Origin of the sequence: Clostridium phoceensis (assembly GCF_001244495.1) — a bacterium.
Classification (GTDB): domain Bacteria; phylum Bacillota; class Clostridia; order Oscillospirales; family Oscillospiraceae; genus Lawsonibacter; species Lawsonibacter asaccharolyticus.
Genome location: NZ_LN866274.1, coordinates 1715822 through 1731747 on the forward strand (window position 1 = coordinate 1715822; position 15926 = coordinate 1731747).

At 54.0% G+C, this 15926-nt stretch carries 14 protein-coding genes; 10 read left to right on the forward strand and 4 right to left on the reverse strand.

What is annotated here, in order from left to right; all coding sequences use genetic code 11:
* The first annotated feature begins 76 nt into the window (after nt 1–76).
* Genes BN1969_RS09105 through BN1969_RS09120 form a run of 4 tightly spaced genes read left to right on the forward strand, consistent with a single transcriptional unit; the run spans nt 77 to nt 7036 of the window.
* Complete coding sequence (locus tag BN1969_RS09105) at nt 77–397, forward strand: hypothetical protein (RefSeq protein ID WP_050624021.1); 321 nt, start codon at nt 77–79, stop codon at nt 395–397.
* Entirely contained in the window at nt 394–2901 is a 2508-nt protein-coding gene (locus BN1969_RS09110) for an efflux RND transporter permease subunit (protein WP_050624022.1), read from the forward strand. Before BN1969_RS09105 ends, BN1969_RS09110 begins: the two co-directional genes overlap by 4 nt.
* Complete coding sequence (locus tag BN1969_RS09115; RefSeq protein ID WP_050624023.1) at nt 2882–6766, forward strand: GLUG motif-containing protein; 3885 nt, start codon at nt 2882–2884, stop codon at nt 6764–6766. Before BN1969_RS09110 ends, BN1969_RS09115 begins: the two co-directional genes overlap by 20 nt.
* Before the next feature lie 9 nt (nt 6767–6775).
* Nucleotides 6776–7036 carry a hypothetical protein gene (locus tag BN1969_RS09120; protein WP_147577051.1) on the forward strand — a complete coding sequence of 87 codons (261 nt, stop codon included), beginning with the start codon at nt 6776–6778 and terminating at the stop codon, nt 7034–7036.
* 35 nt (nt 7037–7071) lie between these two features.
* On the opposite strand, the gene BN1969_RS09125 is transcribed toward BN1969_RS09120, so the two are convergent.
* Nucleotides 7072–7938, reverse strand: a complete 867-nt coding sequence (locus BN1969_RS09125) for a CPBP family intramembrane glutamic endopeptidase (RefSeq protein WP_050624024.1) — start codon at nt 7936–7938, stop codon at nt 7072–7074.
* Between the two features lie 660 nt (nt 7939–8598).
* Here BN1969_RS09125 and BN1969_RS09130 point away from each other — a divergent pair.
* The 3 genes from BN1969_RS09130 to BN1969_RS09140 are packed head-to-tail and all read left to right on the forward strand — an operon-like array spanning nt 8599 to nt 10643.
* On the forward strand, nt 8599–9309 hold the full coding sequence (locus BN1969_RS09130; RefSeq protein WP_050624025.1) for a tyrosine-type recombinase/integrase: 711 nt from the start codon (nt 8599–8601) through the stop codon (nt 9307–9309).
* Complete coding sequence (locus tag BN1969_RS09135; RefSeq protein WP_050624026.1) at nt 9306–10274, forward strand: tyrosine-type recombinase/integrase; 969 nt, start codon at nt 9306–9308, stop codon at nt 10272–10274. The genes BN1969_RS09130 and BN1969_RS09135 overlap by 4 nt, the downstream gene beginning before the upstream one ends.
* A gap of 54 nt (nt 10275–10328) precedes the next feature.
* Nucleotides 10329–10643, forward strand: coding sequence for a DUF6809 family protein (locus BN1969_RS09140; protein WP_336454705.1), 315 nt, complete (start codon nt 10329–10331; stop codon nt 10641–10643).
* A gap of 56 nt (nt 10644–10699) precedes the next feature.
* On the opposite strand, the gene BN1969_RS09145 is transcribed toward BN1969_RS09140, so the two are convergent.
* The 3 genes from BN1969_RS09145 to BN1969_RS18580 are packed head-to-tail and all read right to left on the reverse strand — an operon-like array spanning nt 10700 to nt 11831.
* Nucleotides 10700–11359, reverse strand: coding sequence for an anti-sigma factor family protein (locus tag BN1969_RS09145; RefSeq protein ID WP_242850311.1), 660 nt, complete (start codon nt 11357–11359; stop codon nt 10700–10702).
* Nucleotides 11359–11628, reverse strand: a complete 270-nt coding sequence (locus BN1969_RS18575; RefSeq protein ID WP_242850312.1) for an RNA polymerase sigma factor — start codon at nt 11626–11628, stop codon at nt 11359–11361. The genes BN1969_RS09145 and BN1969_RS18575 overlap by 1 nt, the downstream gene beginning before the upstream one ends.
* Entirely contained in the window at nt 11625–11831 is a 207-nt protein-coding gene (locus tag BN1969_RS18580) for an RNA polymerase sigma factor (protein ID WP_242850313.1), read from the reverse strand. Before BN1969_RS18580 ends, BN1969_RS18575 begins: the two co-directional genes overlap by 4 nt.
* A 423-nt stretch (nt 11832–12254) precedes the next feature.
* Here BN1969_RS18580 and BN1969_RS09155 point away from each other — a divergent pair, with 423 nt between their 5' ends.
* From BN1969_RS09155 to BN1969_RS09165, 3 genes are read left to right on the forward strand one after another with little or no spacing between them, the layout of a single operon-like run.
* Nucleotides 12255–13313 carry a Fic family protein gene (locus tag BN1969_RS09155; RefSeq protein ID WP_050624028.1) on the forward strand — a complete coding sequence of 353 codons (1059 nt, stop codon included), beginning with the start codon at nt 12255–12257 and terminating at the stop codon, nt 13311–13313.
* Between the two features lie 6 nt (nt 13314–13319).
* Nucleotides 13320–14816, forward strand: coding sequence for a class I SAM-dependent DNA methyltransferase (locus BN1969_RS09160; RefSeq protein WP_050624029.1), 1497 nt, complete (start codon nt 13320–13322; stop codon nt 14814–14816).
* Nucleotides 14816–15919 (forward strand): restriction endonuclease subunit S, encoded by a 1104-nt coding sequence (locus BN1969_RS09165; RefSeq protein ID WP_077138739.1) that lies wholly within the window; start codon nt 14816–14818, stop codon nt 15917–15919. Before BN1969_RS09160 ends, BN1969_RS09165 begins: the two co-directional genes overlap by 1 nt.
* The last annotated feature ends 7 nt before the right edge of the window (nt 15920–15926 follow it).

A 15926-nucleotide genomic window follows, 5' to 3' on the forward strand; every position in this document is an offset into this window, starting at 1 on the left:
CCCCTGTTCTGCATCTTGTTTTCCACCAAGAGATTTTTTATGCTGAAAGAAACCAAACCGGAAGGAGCGCGGCGCGATGACAGAGCAGTATCAAGTCACCATACAGGGTCAACTGGGTCCGCGGGAGGGAGTTCTGACCCTCAGTTATCAGGAGAGCTACATTACCGGATCACTGGATCTGGTGGGCTATGTCAACAAGGTGCAGGGCGTGCGGGCAGCGGATGGGACGCTCCATCTCTTTCATCCCATCCAAACGGTGGTGAGCACCATTCCCTGTGAGACCGTTTTAAAACTGCAGGCAGGGAGCCTGTGCGGAACATCTACCTCAAAATCCGCCCAGATGCGGTGGGAAGGCGCACTTCTCCATCAAGGACCCCGGGAGGCGTCGGAACTGTGAGCAAGGGAACGGAAAAGTCATCCTTTTTTGAGAAACTGGCCACAGTCATCGTCGACAAAAGAAACCTGATCTTTTTTCTCTATGCCTGTGCCCTGATCTTCTGCCTGTTTTCCCGAAACTGGGTCAGCGTGTGCAACGACATTACAGAGTATCTGCCGGAGACCACGGAGACCCGCCAGGGACTGACCCTCATGGAGGAGGAGTTTACCACCTTCGGCACCGCCCGGGTCATGGTCTCCCATGTGACCTATGAGATCGCGGAGGAACTGGCGGAGCAGATGGAGCAGATCGAGGGCGTCACCTCGGCCACCTTCGGGAGCAGCACCGTCGGCGCGGACACAGAAAGTGACGGTGAGCCGGAGACACCGGAGGACATCACGGAGTATTTCAAGGGGGCTGACGCCCTGATCTCCGTGACCTTTGACGGCGAGGAGGAGGACGAGATCAGCCTCGCCGCCCTGGCTGCCATCCGGGAACTGCTGGAGCCCTACGACTATTACATTGACAGTGCTGTAGGCAACTCACAGGCGGATTCTCTGGCCAGCGAGATGGGGACCATTCTGGCGGTGGCGGCGGTGATCATCGTGCTGGTGCTGCTGCTCACCTCCCGCTCCTATGCGGAGATCCCGGTACTGCTCATCACCTTTATCGTAGCGGCCCTGCTGAATCTGGGCACCAATTTTATTTTCGGGGAGATCTCCTTCGTCTCCAACTCTGTGACCGTGGTTTTGCAGCTGGCGCTGGCCATCGACTATGCCATCATCATGCTCCACCGCTTTCTGGAGGAGCGGGAGTACGCCGAGGACCGGGAGGCCTGCATCGCAGCGGTGAGCGCCGCCATTCCCTCCATCTCTGCCAGCAGCCTTACCACCATTTCGGGTCTGGCCGCTATGATGTTCATGCAGTTCCGGATAGGCTTTGACATGGGCATTATCCTCATCAAGGCCATTCTGTTCAGCATGCTCTCGGTCTTTACCCTGATGCCGGGCCTGCTGATGCTTTTTTCCAAGGCCATGGCAAAAACCCAGCACCGCAGTTTTGTCCCAAAGATCGACCGCTGGGGCAAGTTTACCCTGAAACTGCGCTATGTAGGCGTGCCCTTGTTCGCAGCGGCCATTGTGGCGGGCTTTCTGATGTCCAATCAGTGCCCCTATGTCTACGGCTACAGTCAGATCCAGACCGCCCGACAAAATGAGACCCAGATCGCCGAGAAGAAAGTCAACGAGACCTTCGGTACCCAGAACGTAATGGCGCTGATCGTGCCAAAGGGCGACTATATCAGTGAAAAGGCCCTGCTGGAGCGGCTGGAGACCTATGACCAGGTGGACTACGCCATGGGCCTTTCCAATGTGGAGGTCATGGACGGCTACATGCTCACGGACGCCCTGACGCCCCGGCAGTTTGCCGAGATGACGGATCTGGACTACGAGCTGGTATGTCTTGTTTATGCCGCCTATGCAGCGGAGGGCGAAGAGTACGGAAGGATCGTGGGCGGCCTGGATGACTATACAGTTCCGCTGATGGATATGTTTTTCTTTGCCTATGACAAGGTGGAGGAGGGCTATGTAGATCTGGACGAGGAGGAACAGGCGGATCTGGATGCTCTCTATGAACAGCTTTCTGACGCCCGAGAGCAGCTGCTGGGAGAGGACTACACCCGGATGCTGGTCAGTCTGGATCTGCCAGAGGAGGGGGAGGAGACTTTTGCTTTCCTCCAGACCATCCATGACGAAGCGGAGAGATACTATGACGCCGAAAACGTCTATCTGGTTGGGGACTCCACCAGTGACTATGACCTGTCTGTGTCCTTTGCCAGAGACAATGTGATGATCAGCGTGCTGTCGGTGGCCTTTGTCATTATCGTCCTGCTGTTCACATTCCAGTCGGTGGGCCTGCCCCTCCTGCTGATCCTGGTGATCCAGGGCAGTATTTGGATCAGCTTCTCCTTCCCTGGCGTGACCCAGCAGCCCATCTTCTTTATGAGCTATCTGGTGGTGACCTCCATCCAGATGGGGGCCAACATCGATTACGCCATTGTGATCTCCTCCTGGTACAACGAACTGAAGGAGAAGATGCCGCGGTCAGAGGCTATCGTCCAGGCGCTGGATCTGTCCTTTCCAACGGTGTTGACCTCGGGGAGCATCCTATCTGCCGCCGGGTTCCTGATCTCCCAGATCACTACGGAGCCAGCCATTGTGGGCATCGGCGAGTGCCTGTGCCGGGGAACGCTGATTTCCATGTTTTTAGTCATGTTTATCCTGCCCCAGATCCTGTACGTGGGAGACAAGATCGTGGAAAAGACCCGCTTCAACATCAAAGTTCCGGAGGTCAGCCACAGCGCCAGCGGCACCGTCTATGTAAATGGCCGGGTCCGGGGCCGGGTGTCCGGTGTGGTGGACGCCCACATCCAAGGCGTGATCTACGGAGACGTCTCCGGGATGCTGGAGACTGGAAGTTACCAGACCAAGGAGGTTCCAAAAGCAGATGAAACGGAAAAGCAGTAAATTCTTGAGTCTCCTGCTGGCGGCGGTCTTGCTCCTCTCCCTTATCGCTCCCGCTGCTCTGGCCGCTGGGACCGCCGATACCATCTATCTCCGCACGGCAGAGGATCTGGCGGGGTTCTCCCGGAACTGCACCCTGGACAGCTGGTCTCAGGGGAAAACCGTCTATCTGGAGGCAGACATTGATCTGACCGGCGTGGACTTTGCCCCCATCCCTACCTTCGGCGGCACCTTTGAGGGACAGGGACACACCATCTCCGGCCTGTCCATCACCGGCAGCGGCAATGTGCGGGGACTGTTTCGGTACATACAGCCCACCGGCTCTGTGCGGGATCTCCACGTCTCGGGCAGCATCTCTCCCGCTGACCGCAAAAACGTTCTGGGCGGCCTGGCAGGGAAGAACCAGGGGACCATCACGATGTGTTCGTTTTCCGGGACGGTAAGCGGATTGGACAGTATTGGCGGGATCGCAGGCATCAACGAAGCTCAGGGGGAGATCATCAACTGTGCTTTCTCCGGCTCTGTTACCGGGGAGCACTATGTGGGCGGCATTGCCGGACAGAACTACGGTTCTATTATCCAGTGTGAAAACAGCGGCAGCATCAACACCACAGAGGTGGACACGGAACTGGATCTGGACGCTTTGAATCGTGAGCAGCTCAATGCTGCGGAGAATGTACCTGTGTGTACTGACATTGGCGGCATCGCCGGGTTTTCCTCAGGCATCCTGCAAAGCTGCGTCAACACCGGGGCGGTGGGGTATGCCCATGAGGGGTATAACATTGGCGGCATCGTAGGGCAGCAGTCCGGATATCTGAACGGCTGCACCAATTCCGGGATGATTTTGGGCCGGAAGGATGTGGGCGGCATTACCGGACAGTTGGTGCCGGAGGTGCGTCTGCTCTACACTGAGAGCCAGGTTGGCGACCTGTTGGATGAACTGGACGTGCTGCGAGACCTGATCGGCTGGACCAATGATGATGCCCGCAGCGCTTCCAACGAGATCTCTGAGCGGATGCAGGCTATTTCCGACCGGGCGGGGGAGGTCCAGGGGGCTATCAGTGACTTGGCAGATCTCACCACAGACTGGGCCAATGAAAACATTGATGCGGTCAACAGCATGTCTGCCCGGATCTCCTGGCTCACGGATAAACTGTCTCCCATTATGGAGGATGCCACAGACGCGCTGGATCTGATGGAGAAGTTGGCTGGTCAGATGAATGATGTGATGGACGAGGCGCAGGAGGCCGGCGATCTGGCCCCCGATGCAGCGGACCGGTTTGAGGAGGTTATGGACGATCTGAGGGTCGCTGCCCGGCATGGCCGGGACTCGGCAGACCACCTAAAAGCGGCTATGGCGCACCTGCGGAATGTACTGGGGAATCCGGATACGGACACAACTCTGGCGGAAATACAGACGGCAGTTTCTGAACTGTCCAAGGATCTCTCGGATATTGACAGCTGTTTTGTACAAATATGGGAAATTTTACAGGGTGCAGATGGTGTGCTTCAGGGGAGGCCAGAATGGGCAGCTCTTCTGGAAAAGCTGGGGGCGTTTCAGTCTGCCTGTGCCGCTCTGCCAAACTGCTTGGACCAGGTCAACGATGCGCTTGCTCAGGTGATCGGGTCGGAGACCGCTGCCCCGGAAGCATTGGCGCAGTTGAAAAGTGCTGCAGAGGATCTACTGGCCGCCGGACAGGCGTTTGGGCAGGCGGGTGCGGAACTGGCCAAGGCGCTGATGAATGTCGCCCCTGGACAGGGGCCGGATTTGACAGCCGCTTACCAAAAATTACAGGATGCGTCCCAACAGCTTACAGACACACAGGAGGAAGTAGAAAACATTCTGAAGGATTTAGGCGCGTCTGAAGCCGAGCGGGATCTGCAGGTGAAATTGGACGAACTGAATGCTGCCATCGCCGCCGCAGAGCTGGCCGCCGCAGAGGCGGAGGATGCCCTCGCAGCATTGGCCGGGATCGAATCTGCCCAGACTGTCGTTGAGACACTCCAGGTCGAACTGGCGGCCATCCGTACCAGCCTGGAGCGCGCAAAGCTATCTGCACAGGAGATCGCCGCAGCCGCGGAAAAATTGGTGGTGCCTTCCATCAATATCGAGGAATTGGAGGCCGCCAGACAGGAGATACAGGCCGCCAGGGATAGTTTATCCTCCGCACTGCGCGCATTGGCCCGCAGCGTGGACAGCGGCGGGAGTGCCGTCCGCAAACTGCGGGAATTGCTGGAGAAGGCCGGGGATGCCATAGATGAACTGAGGGATGCCGGAGATACCATGGAGGAACTGTCTTCTCTGACTTCAGACATCATGGAAGACCTTTCCCATGTGCTGCAAGAACTATCTGAGATGCCCACCATCACCATCCGTCCCATCAGCAGCGAGATCAAGGAACAGGGGGATGCTCTGGACAGTATTTTTACTGACCTGATCGACAGCGGAGATGCTCTTCGGGAGTCCATGTCCAGCAATACGGACATTTTGCTGGACGATCTGGACGCCATCAACCGGCAGTTCGGTGTCATTACCGACCTGATGCGGGATATTCTGGATGGTTCTGATGAGAAATTTGAGGATCGGTTTGAGGATGTGTCGGACGAAGCGCCTGAAACTACAGATACGGGCTATCTCTCTGACGCCAGGAATGACGGAACGGTGGAGGGCGATGTTAATGTGGCCGGGATCGTGGGTTCTATGGCTATTGAATACGACTTTGACCCGGAGGACGATTTGATCCAGGAAGGCGACCGCTCCCTGGACTTCCGATATCAGACCAAGGCAGTTGTCGCATCCTGTATCAATACAGGAGCAATCACCGGAAAGCAGGACTACGCCGGCGGTATTGTCGGTCTGATGGACCTGGGACGGGTTAGAAACTGCGAGAATTACGGCGCTGTATCCAGCAGCAACGGCGACTATGTGGGAGGTATTGCCGGCGCCTCCTGGGGCAGCGTCCGGGACAGCTGGAGCAAGTGCCGCCTGTCTGGCAGGGACTATGTGGGCGGTGCGGCTGGATTAGGGGCTACCCTGATAAATTGTCATACCCTGGTGACCATCGATGAGGGCTCTGCTTATCTGGGGGCGGTAGCGGGAGATGTGGACAGCGACGGCACCGTATCCGGCAACACCTTTACCAGCGAGAACCTGGGCGCTCTGGACGGTATCAGCTATGCCGGGAAGGCGGAGCCGGTGGATTTCGATTCCCTGTGCAGCACAGAGGGCGTGCCGGAGCTGTTTTCTCAGCTGGAGCTGACCTTCGTGGCCGATGGCATCACCGTAGCCGTGGTCCCCTTCCAGTATGGGGAAGGGATCGAATCCCTGCCGGAGATTCCGGCGAAAAAGGGGTACTCCGCCGCCTGGCCGGATCTGGACTATACCCATCTGAATGCCAGTCAAACCTTGGAAGCGGAATATACTCCCTATACCTCCGCCCTTTCGGACGGTGGGGAACTGCCGGAGATCCTTGTGGACGGTAGTTTCAGCAGCCGGGCAGAAGTCTCACACACGATTGAGAATGTGACCTGGAGTGATCGCCAGGGAAAGACGCACACCGGCACTGCCTATACCGTCACAGTGGACGACCCGGATTTAGAGCAGGTGTCCTATACGGTTCACTACCGCCTGCCGGACTCTGGAAAACACTATGCGCTATGGGTACAGGAGGAAAGCGGCTGGTCAGAAGCGGATTTTGAGATCGACGGACAGTATCTGCTGCTCACCAGTCAGACGGAGGAGATCACTTTCTGTATTACAGAGCGGTCCAGCAGCCTTCTTGTCTGGCTCGCGGCCGGAACAGGTTGCCTGTTGCTTCTGGCTGTCGTATTCTGTGTGCTGCGTCACATTCAAAAAAAGAGACATTGAACCCCATGTATGGTCGGCAAGCTCACAGGTGAAGTAGTTACAAAAGAAGAACTCTATGAAGCTGCTTGGGCAACGGACTGCGGACTGTCCATGAGCAAGTATGCCGAGGCTTACCAGATCAACCGAAGCAGCGCAGACTGCCTGCAAAGGAAGTTCCTCACTGCCCTGGCCCGTGTCCTGTTCCCGGAGATACAAGCCTTTTTCGAGAGCGAGGAGGGGCAAAGGGAATTTGCTGAGTGGAAAGCACAACAGGGAAAGTCTAAGGGATAAAGGAGGCGGGAGTGTTTTATACACTCCCGCCTCCTTTATCCCTCTAAAATACCAACGTGATTTCTTCTGTAAATAAAAGCCAGTGTTAAACAAGCGAGAGTATATCCAATGATGGCAATTAAAGATGCCTCTATACCAAATCCTGCTCCAGTTAACAAGATGTTGTCTGATGGTATAATGAGTTGAAAAATAGGTTCGCCATAAGCACCCTCCGATGTTGTAATGTGCAGAATGTCCGTTACTATCGCAAAGTTCCATACTGTATGCATAAGAATATTGTTACCAATGGAATTTCCTGCATAGGAGGCAAGCGAAAACATAGTGCCTACCAAAGTACCGCTGATGATTAAAAGAAAGACACCTCCGATTGTAAAAGTTTCCATTGATGGGAGATGTGCAAAACTGAACAAAACGGATGGGACAAGCACAGCGATGTACTTATTCCATTTACTTTCGAGCAGTCTCATAATGAAACCACGGAATAGTATTTCTTCCAATATCCCCGCTTTCAAAGCAATAAGAATAGATGAAATAATAATTAAGAAGATGTCACCAGTGGAAAAAACATTTACTTGTGCCCGTCCAATGATTAGAAAGATAGTAACTACAAAAGCAGGTAACAAAACAGATAAACTAACTCCCCACCATTTAACGGAAAATGAAATCCCGAAGTCTTCCATTTTTAGATGGAGAACTTTTGTTGTATAGAGCCAAAAGAAGATTAGTGTCAGTAACAGATAGCCCGGCATTCTGATAATAGGATACAACTCACGGACTGGAAGATCTATGATAGAAAATAGGAAATCAAAAATTAGACTTCCCAATAAATCACCGGCCAAAAACAGCAAAAAATATACAATAATTACGGAAATTGTCTTTGGTGTTGAAAACTTATAATTCATTCTGGTTTCACAATCCTCCCAATAAAATGGTCTTGTAGAGAGATGTTAAATGTTATTATAGCATGGGGAATAAAACATACAAGGACAGGGCCCTCCCTGCCCTTGTATGTTTCATCATAACATTTCGATAGAAATGATAAATCCGATCACATTACCCACTTGGACAATGTAGTTCAGATTATCATTGTTTGGCCCGAGTGGGGAGACTCGAACTCCCGGCATCTTGCTCCCAAATGTGTGTCGTAACCTTCAACCGGTACTCTACCGCCCTCTTTGGCCCTTTCCTCTGCTTGGGCAGTTCCTCTTTAGAACTCTTTTGCCCTGCTTGTTTCAAGAAACCCCTTTCGTCTTTTGGGATTTGTGTGGGATTGGATTCTGTGTATTAAAAGATGTTCCGCCCGGTTTAATGGGGGCGATGACAGGCCAATCACCTCAGAACAGAGGCGCAGAAACTGCGCCGCGTAAACAAAGAATAAGGCCCGTCCCACCGGCAGTCTGAGCGCAGCTCGTCTCCACGCAAATCAACGGCTGTCTCCCCAAAGTTATTTCATTCTACCATGCCGCCGTACAAAAGACAATAAAAGCATATACGGGGCAATAAAGTAGTGGCTATTTCCCTCTTTCTGTGGTATTGTTCGGTTGCCGAAAGGAGGCGACAATATGCAGAAAGAAACGGACTTCACGGTAGGCCGGTGGTGCAACCGCTGGTTCTGCGAGAACCGGGGCAGATGGAGCGGCAGCACCGTGGGCGGATACCGCAACCTGATCTACCGCCACATTCTCCCCGGAATCGGGGGTATCCCGCTGGTGGAACTGTCAGAATGCACCGTCACCAGCTTCTATGACAGCCTGCGGAGCCAGAGACTCAGCGCCAGAAGCGTCTGGTGCATTCATCTGCTCCTGCGGCGCTGTGTGGATGAAGCGGCCCGTGACCAGCGCATCCCCTACAACCCGGTGCGGCTCTGTCGGGAGCCACAAGCAGAAGCGTATCAAACGACTCCCTTGCGCCTGGGGCAGCTCCAGCGGTACCTGAACGCGGCGGAACAGCTTGGCGCACTCCCTCTCATCTACACAGGACTCTCCAGCGGCCTGCGGCAATGTGAACTCATCACCTTGTCGTGGGCCGATTTTCATATCCACTGCCGGTACATCCTCAAGGGACAGCGCCTGCTGACCCTCAACAGCAGGGCGGAGCATCTGCTGGAACGGATACCGGAAACCGGCTGCTATGTGTTCCTCAATCCCAAGACCGGAGCACCGTATCAGCTCCACGAGTTCTACTACCTCCACAAGCGGATTCTGAAACAAGCGGGGCTTCCGCGGGTGCCCTTCCGAAATCTGCAGCGCCAGTGCAGGGAGGTGGGGATATGACGCTGAAAGAGTACATCCTCCGCTGGCAGGAGGTCTGCGACAAGAACCAGAGCAGGCCGACTACCTATGCGGCCCACGGTTATCTCTTCAAGAACCACATTCTCCCCGAACTGGGGGAGATCCCGCTCTCTGAATTGACGGTGGAGCAGGTGGGAGATTTTCTGGAGGAGCGACGGCGCTTTGGCGGTCACCGGCCAGAAAGCCCCGAATACCCAGGGCTGGGGGAGCATACCATGCGGCACATCCACCGCCTGCTCCAGCAATGTCTGGATCAGGCGATCCGAGATGGGCTGATAGCGGACAACCCCGCCCGTAGGTTTCACTACCCAAAGCCCAAGAAGGTCAGCGCCAATGTGCTGACACCGACAGAGGTGGAGGACTATCTGGACGCGGCGGAGCGGCTGGGCCACCTCTCCATGTGCTTGCTGGCGCTGACGGCGGGGCTTCGGCAAGGCGAACTGATTGCCCTAAAATGGAGCGACCTGGACACGAAGGAGCGGACGCTGACCATCACTGAGAATCGCTCGGTGGAGCGACGGGAGCTGGTGGAGTATGAAGACGGCACCAGGATCGTCAGTCTGACCCAGGAAGCGGTTGAACTCCTGCGCCTGGAACACGCTAAACACCCAGGAAGTCCGCTCATGTTCATGCACCCGGCCACCCAGAGGCCCTACTCACCCCAGATGGTGCGCCGGCTGCATAATGAGATCATCAAAGAGGCCGGGCTGGATCATATCCGGTTCGCAGATCTCCGGCACACCTGCGCCGTCCTATCGCTGCAAAATGGAATGGATACGAAAGAGGTTTCTCAGATGCTGGGCCACTTCAGGACCGCAATGACACGGCAGAACTATGCCCCCTATCTGGCCCATATTGCCGCCAAAGGCGAAAACAAGCCCAATGAAGCATCCACGGAAGATCTCAGGGAAGCAGCAAATATTCTCGATAATCTTCTGAAATTCTGATGGATATTCTGCGGAAGATGTGGTATATGTTTGGGGCACAAGGAGATGATGACGATGGAAAACAAACTGCTCAAAGAGCTGTATGATTACTTTTATGTCCGCCCGGAGCTTGATGAACAGGAGAACGAAGTGGAGGAGTGCCACAAAGCATTGATCGAGGCGCTGGCAAAGCCGGAACGCAAGCTGGTGTTACGAATCATTGATGCCCAGAACTTGATTATAGAACAGACCTCCCTCGACAGTTTTACTGCCGGCTTTGAACTGGCGTGGAGGCTCTCAATAGAACTGCAAAATGAAGAAAACGAGCGCTCATTCTCCTGTCGGGCCAGGAGAACGGGCGCTCATTGTGTATGGGAAGACGAAATATAAAATGAGCCTGGGCAGCCCTCAAAAAGCTGCCCAGGCATTCTGCTTGTAGGCTTGGTTCAGCGTTCCCACAGAAGGACCGCATCCACCACGGCCTGCTCAAATTCGGCCTGCGCCAGACCGGGGAGTTTCAGATAATCTCCCACCAAATAGTAGACCGCATCCACCTGCCGATCTACTTGATAGGTGGCTGTCTCAAAGTCGGTCAGCAGGCCGTTGCCGATGCACAAATGTCCCTCACGATCCGGCATCACATCCGAGCGAAGGGTACGGTCAAAATAGAGGAAAACAGTATTCCGTCCGTCCATCTCCCGGCTGAAGCCGTGGAAAGAATCGTAGCTCCCGCCGTGATAGTAGAGGTCAATTACCTCATCCACCGCAAGCTCTGCCGTCACCAGACCGTCCGTATAGGATACCGGCTGCGGAACATCGGCCGCACCCGCCAAAACAATGGAAAAAATCAGCATGACCGCCACGGCGATCAGGACCGCCCGCCGGCGCCCACGGGAAAACTTCTTCTTCACTCCCTGAAGAACACGGGCTTCCGTTTCCGACTCCTGAGAGAGCGAGGGGACAGGAGCCTCCTCCTTCATTTCCGCCAAACAGGCGCGGCATTCCTGGCATTGTGCCACATGGGCTTCGATCTCCTGCTTGCTGGCCTCGCTGCACAGCCCGTCGCAGTACAGGGGCAGCAGGTCGCGGATGATATCACATTTCATCATAACCCCTCCTTGATTTTCTGTTTCGCACGATAATAAGTCACTCTGGCCCAGTTTTCAGATTTGCCGAACAATTCGCCGATCTGTGTATAAGGTAGTTCCGCAAAGACCCGCAGGGTAAACACCTCCCGGTATGGCTCTGGCAGAGCATGGAGCCGCTGATGGATCTGGCGGGCATTTTCCTGGATGAGCAAATCCTCTTCTACATTCTGAGGGGAGGTCATCTGCTCCAGGGCCTCGTCTCCGGCCTGCCGTTTTGCCTTTCTCAAGTAGGAGAGCCAACAGTTCTTTCCAATTTTTGGCACAGCCATACAGACAGCCGGCATTTTCCTTGAAAGGAAACGCTGTGTTCAATGGCACGGCAGAAGGTCTCCTGGGTCAATTCCTCTGCCAGCGCCTGGTTTCCGCAGAGTCCTGTCAAATAGCGGTACACCACAGGGAACTGCTCCTTGTACAGCTGGTCAAAATCCATCCACACCACCTCGCTTTCTGCCTATATGACGCACATCAATGCGGGTTATTACAAAATTTGTTTTATCATTTTATTTTCTGGAGAGCACAACTTTGTCACTCGTTTTTGAAAGAGTGAGCGATCAAAGGCAAGCTATCAAGCAAGCTGTGCAATGAGCACAGACAGGCGGTTGCCGAACATCCGCCCTGTAATCACGGCACTTGCCGCCAGCTTCGCCCTGTGTGGCCACTGTATGGGCTCGAGGCTGCGGCGGTAGATACCCGTACAGGCCCAACAGCCGCAACAACTACTTTTCAAAGGTTCAACTATATCATTTTCATGAAAATGATATAGTTGAACCTTGACACGAACAAGATTACTTGATATAGTTTAATTATATCATTATGAGAAAAATGATAAAATTGACCTAAAGTGGGGTACAGAATGCGCACCTACGATTTTGCCAAAAACTATGAAAAGCTGCTTGTCCCAGATATCGTGGCCCTGCTGACTCAGATTCATGAATACAAAGGAGAACAGGCCCTGTTTATCGAGGCCAAGGCCGATACTCTGACCAAACTGGTGGAGATTGCCAAGATCCAGAGTACCGAGGCATCCAATAAAATCGAGGGAATCTATACCTCGGACGAGCGCCTGAAGAAGCTGGTGCAGGACAAAACTACCCCCCGCACCCGGAACGAGCAGGAGATCGCTGGCTACCGGGATGTACTGGCCACCATCCATGAGAGCTTTGACTATATCCCGCCCAAAGCCTCCATGATCCTGCAGCTCCACCGCGATCTCTATAAATTCAGCGGCGCGTCCTACGGCGGGCACTATAAAACAGCGGACAATGTAATCGCCGAGACGGATACTCAGGGAAATAAAAGCATTCGTTTTCAACCCCTTCCGGCCTGGGAGACGCCGGAGGCGGTGGACAGCCTCTGCCGGGCCTACGAGGAGGCTGTGGGGAAGGGTGACATGGATCCGCTGCTGCTGATTCCTATGCTCATTCTGGACTTCCTCTGTATTTATCCCTTTAACGATGGTAACGGCCGTATGAGCCGCCTGCTGACCCTGCTGTTGCTCTACCGGGCAGGCTATATCGTGGGCAAATATATCAGTATTGAAAAACTCATTGAGGAGAGCAAGGAAACCTATTATGAGGCCCTCCAGCAGAGCTCCCAGGGATGGCACGAGGGAACCAGCGACTACGCCCCCTTTGTGCGCTATACCCTGGGCGTAGTGGCGGCGGCCTACCGGGACTTTTCCACCCGTGTGCAGGTCCTGGCCGTCAGCGGCATGAGCAAGCCGGACCGTATCCGGGAGATCATCAAGGGTACCCGTGGGAAGGTTACCAAGGCAGAGATCATCCAGCAGTGTCCCGATATTAGTAAAATCACGATACAGCGCACTCTGGCCGACCTGCAGAAAAGCGGGGAAATTCTGAAACTCAGCGGCGGGCGCTATACCGCCTATATTTGGAACCGGGAAAAGGAGTAAGAGAACATGATCACTGGTGAACTGAAAAACAAGATCGACCGCCTCTGGGAGACCTTCTGGACTGGCGGCATTACCAACCCCCTGGATGTGGTGGAGCAGATGACCTATCTCATGTTCATCCACGACCTGGACGCCGCCGACAACCAGCGGGCCAAGGAGAGCGCTATGCTGGGCCTGCCCCACAAGAGCATCTTTGCCGATGAGGTGCAGGTAGGGGAGAGGACCATTCCGGGCAATCAGCTCAAATGGTCAGTGTTCCACGATTTTCCCGCCGGACAGATGTATTCCGTCATGCAGGAGTGGGTGTTCCCCTTCATCAAGAACCTCCACGCCGACAAGGACAGCGCCTACGCCAAGTACATGGGGGACGCCATTTTTAAAATCCCCACGCCTCTGATGCTGGATAAGATCGTCACCGCCATGGACGAGATTTACGCCCAGGCGGAACAGCTCCACGACGCCGACGTTCGGGGCGACATCTACGAATACCTCCTGTCCAAGATCGCCACCGCCGGGGTCAACGGCCAGTTTCGCACCCCCCGGCACATCATCCGCATGATGGTGGATATGATGGCCCCCCGGGCGGACGATGTGATCTGCGACCCGGCTTGCGGAACCTCCGGCTTCCTGGTGGCGGCGGGGGAGTATTTGAAAGAGAACCGTAAAGAGGAAATCTTCTACGACCGGGTGAAGAAGGACCACTACATGAACCACATGTTCCATGGCTACGACATGGACCGCACCATGCTGCGCATCGGGGCCATGAACATGATGACCCACGGCATCGACAACCCCTATATCGAGTACCGGGACAGCCTCAGCGACCAGAACACCGACCGGGAGAAGTATACCCTCATCCTGGCCAATCCCCCCTTCAAGGGGAGCCTGGACGCGGACATCGTGTCCGCCGACCTGCTGAAGGTGTGCAAGACCAAGAAAACCGAGCTTCTGTTCCTGGCCCTCTTCCTGCGGATGCTCAAGGTGGGCGGGCGATGCGCCGTCATCGTGCCCGACGGGGTGCTGTTCGGCTCCTCCAAGGCCCACAAGGATATCCGCAAGGAGATCGTGGAGGGCAACCGGCTGGAGGCGGTGATTTCCATGCCCAGTGGAGTGTTCAAGCCCTACGCTGGAGTATCCACGGCGGTGCTGGTGTTCACCAAGACGGGCCACGGCGGCACGGATGATGTGTGGTTTTACGACATGAAGGCCGACGGCTTCTCTCTGGACGACAAGCGTGTGGAGATCAAGGAAAGCGACATCTCCGACATCGTCAAGCGGTTCCATGACCGGGAGGGGGAGAAGGACCGGGAGCGCACGGAGCAGTCCTTCCTGGTGACCAAAGAGGAGATCACACAGAACGGCTATGACCTGTCCATCAACAAGTACAAGAAGGTGGAGTATGTCCCCGTGGAGTACCCCTCCACCCAGGAGATCCTGGCCGACCTCAACGAGCTGGAGATGGAGATCACCAAGGGCCTAGCGGAGCTGGAGGAGATGGTGTGATGAAGAAAGGGCTATGCGAAATTTGTCATCCCAAACAATGGAAGACAATTTCTTCTGATATGCTTGAACCTCAGGGCTATCCAGTATATGGGGCAAATGGAGTCATAGGGTATTATTCAGAATATAACCATGAAAAAGCAACTCTTTTAATTACATGCAGAGGAGCCACTTGTGGAGCACTCAATATCTGCAAACCTTTTTCTTATGTCAATGGAAATGCTATGGCATTAGATAGTCTTTCACCAGAAGTGGATTTGAAGTATTTGTACTACTATTTATTAGCAAGAGGCTTGTCTGACGCTATTACAGGATCTGCCCAACCTCAAATTGTTCGGCAGTCGCTGGGGAAGGTGATTATAGATTATCCAATATTAGAGGAACAACTCCGCATTGCTGCTACGCTGGACAAAGTTAGCGACCTGATCGCCAAGCGCCGGGCGCAGATGGACAAGCTGGATTTGCTTGTCAAAGCCCGGTTCGTGGAGATGTTTGGGGACCCGGTTTTGAACCCAATGAAGTGGCCTGAACAGCCCCTTGAAAACATGGCAGATATTGTTTCTGGAATAACAAAGGGCAGAAAGGCGAAGGAAACAGAGCTAATTGAAGTTCCTTACATGGCAGTATCAAATGTTAAAGACGGCTATATTGATTGGACAACTGTAAAAACAATTTTAGCGACAAAGGCTGAAATAGAGCAGTATCGGTTATTGCCTGATGATGTACTTATGACAGAGGGCGGCGACCCGGATAAACTGGGACGGGGTGCGATTATTCAGCAACCATTGGAGAACTGTATCCATCAAAACCATATTTTCCGTGTCCGATTAGACGAAAATATCCTGCTTCCGTCCTACTTTGCTGAATTCCTACAGCACCAGAAAGCAAAGCAATATTTTTTGAAATGTGCCAAACAGACAACGGGAATCGCAAGTATCAATATGCGGCAATTAAAAGGATTACCTACTTTGGTTCCACCAATAGAAATTCAAGTTTATTTCAATGATTTTGTGGCAAAAGCAGGACAGTCAAAATTGACGATTCAGCAGAGCCTTGATAAACTGGAACTACTGAAAAAGTCCCTGATGCAGCAATATTTTGGGTGAGGTTGAT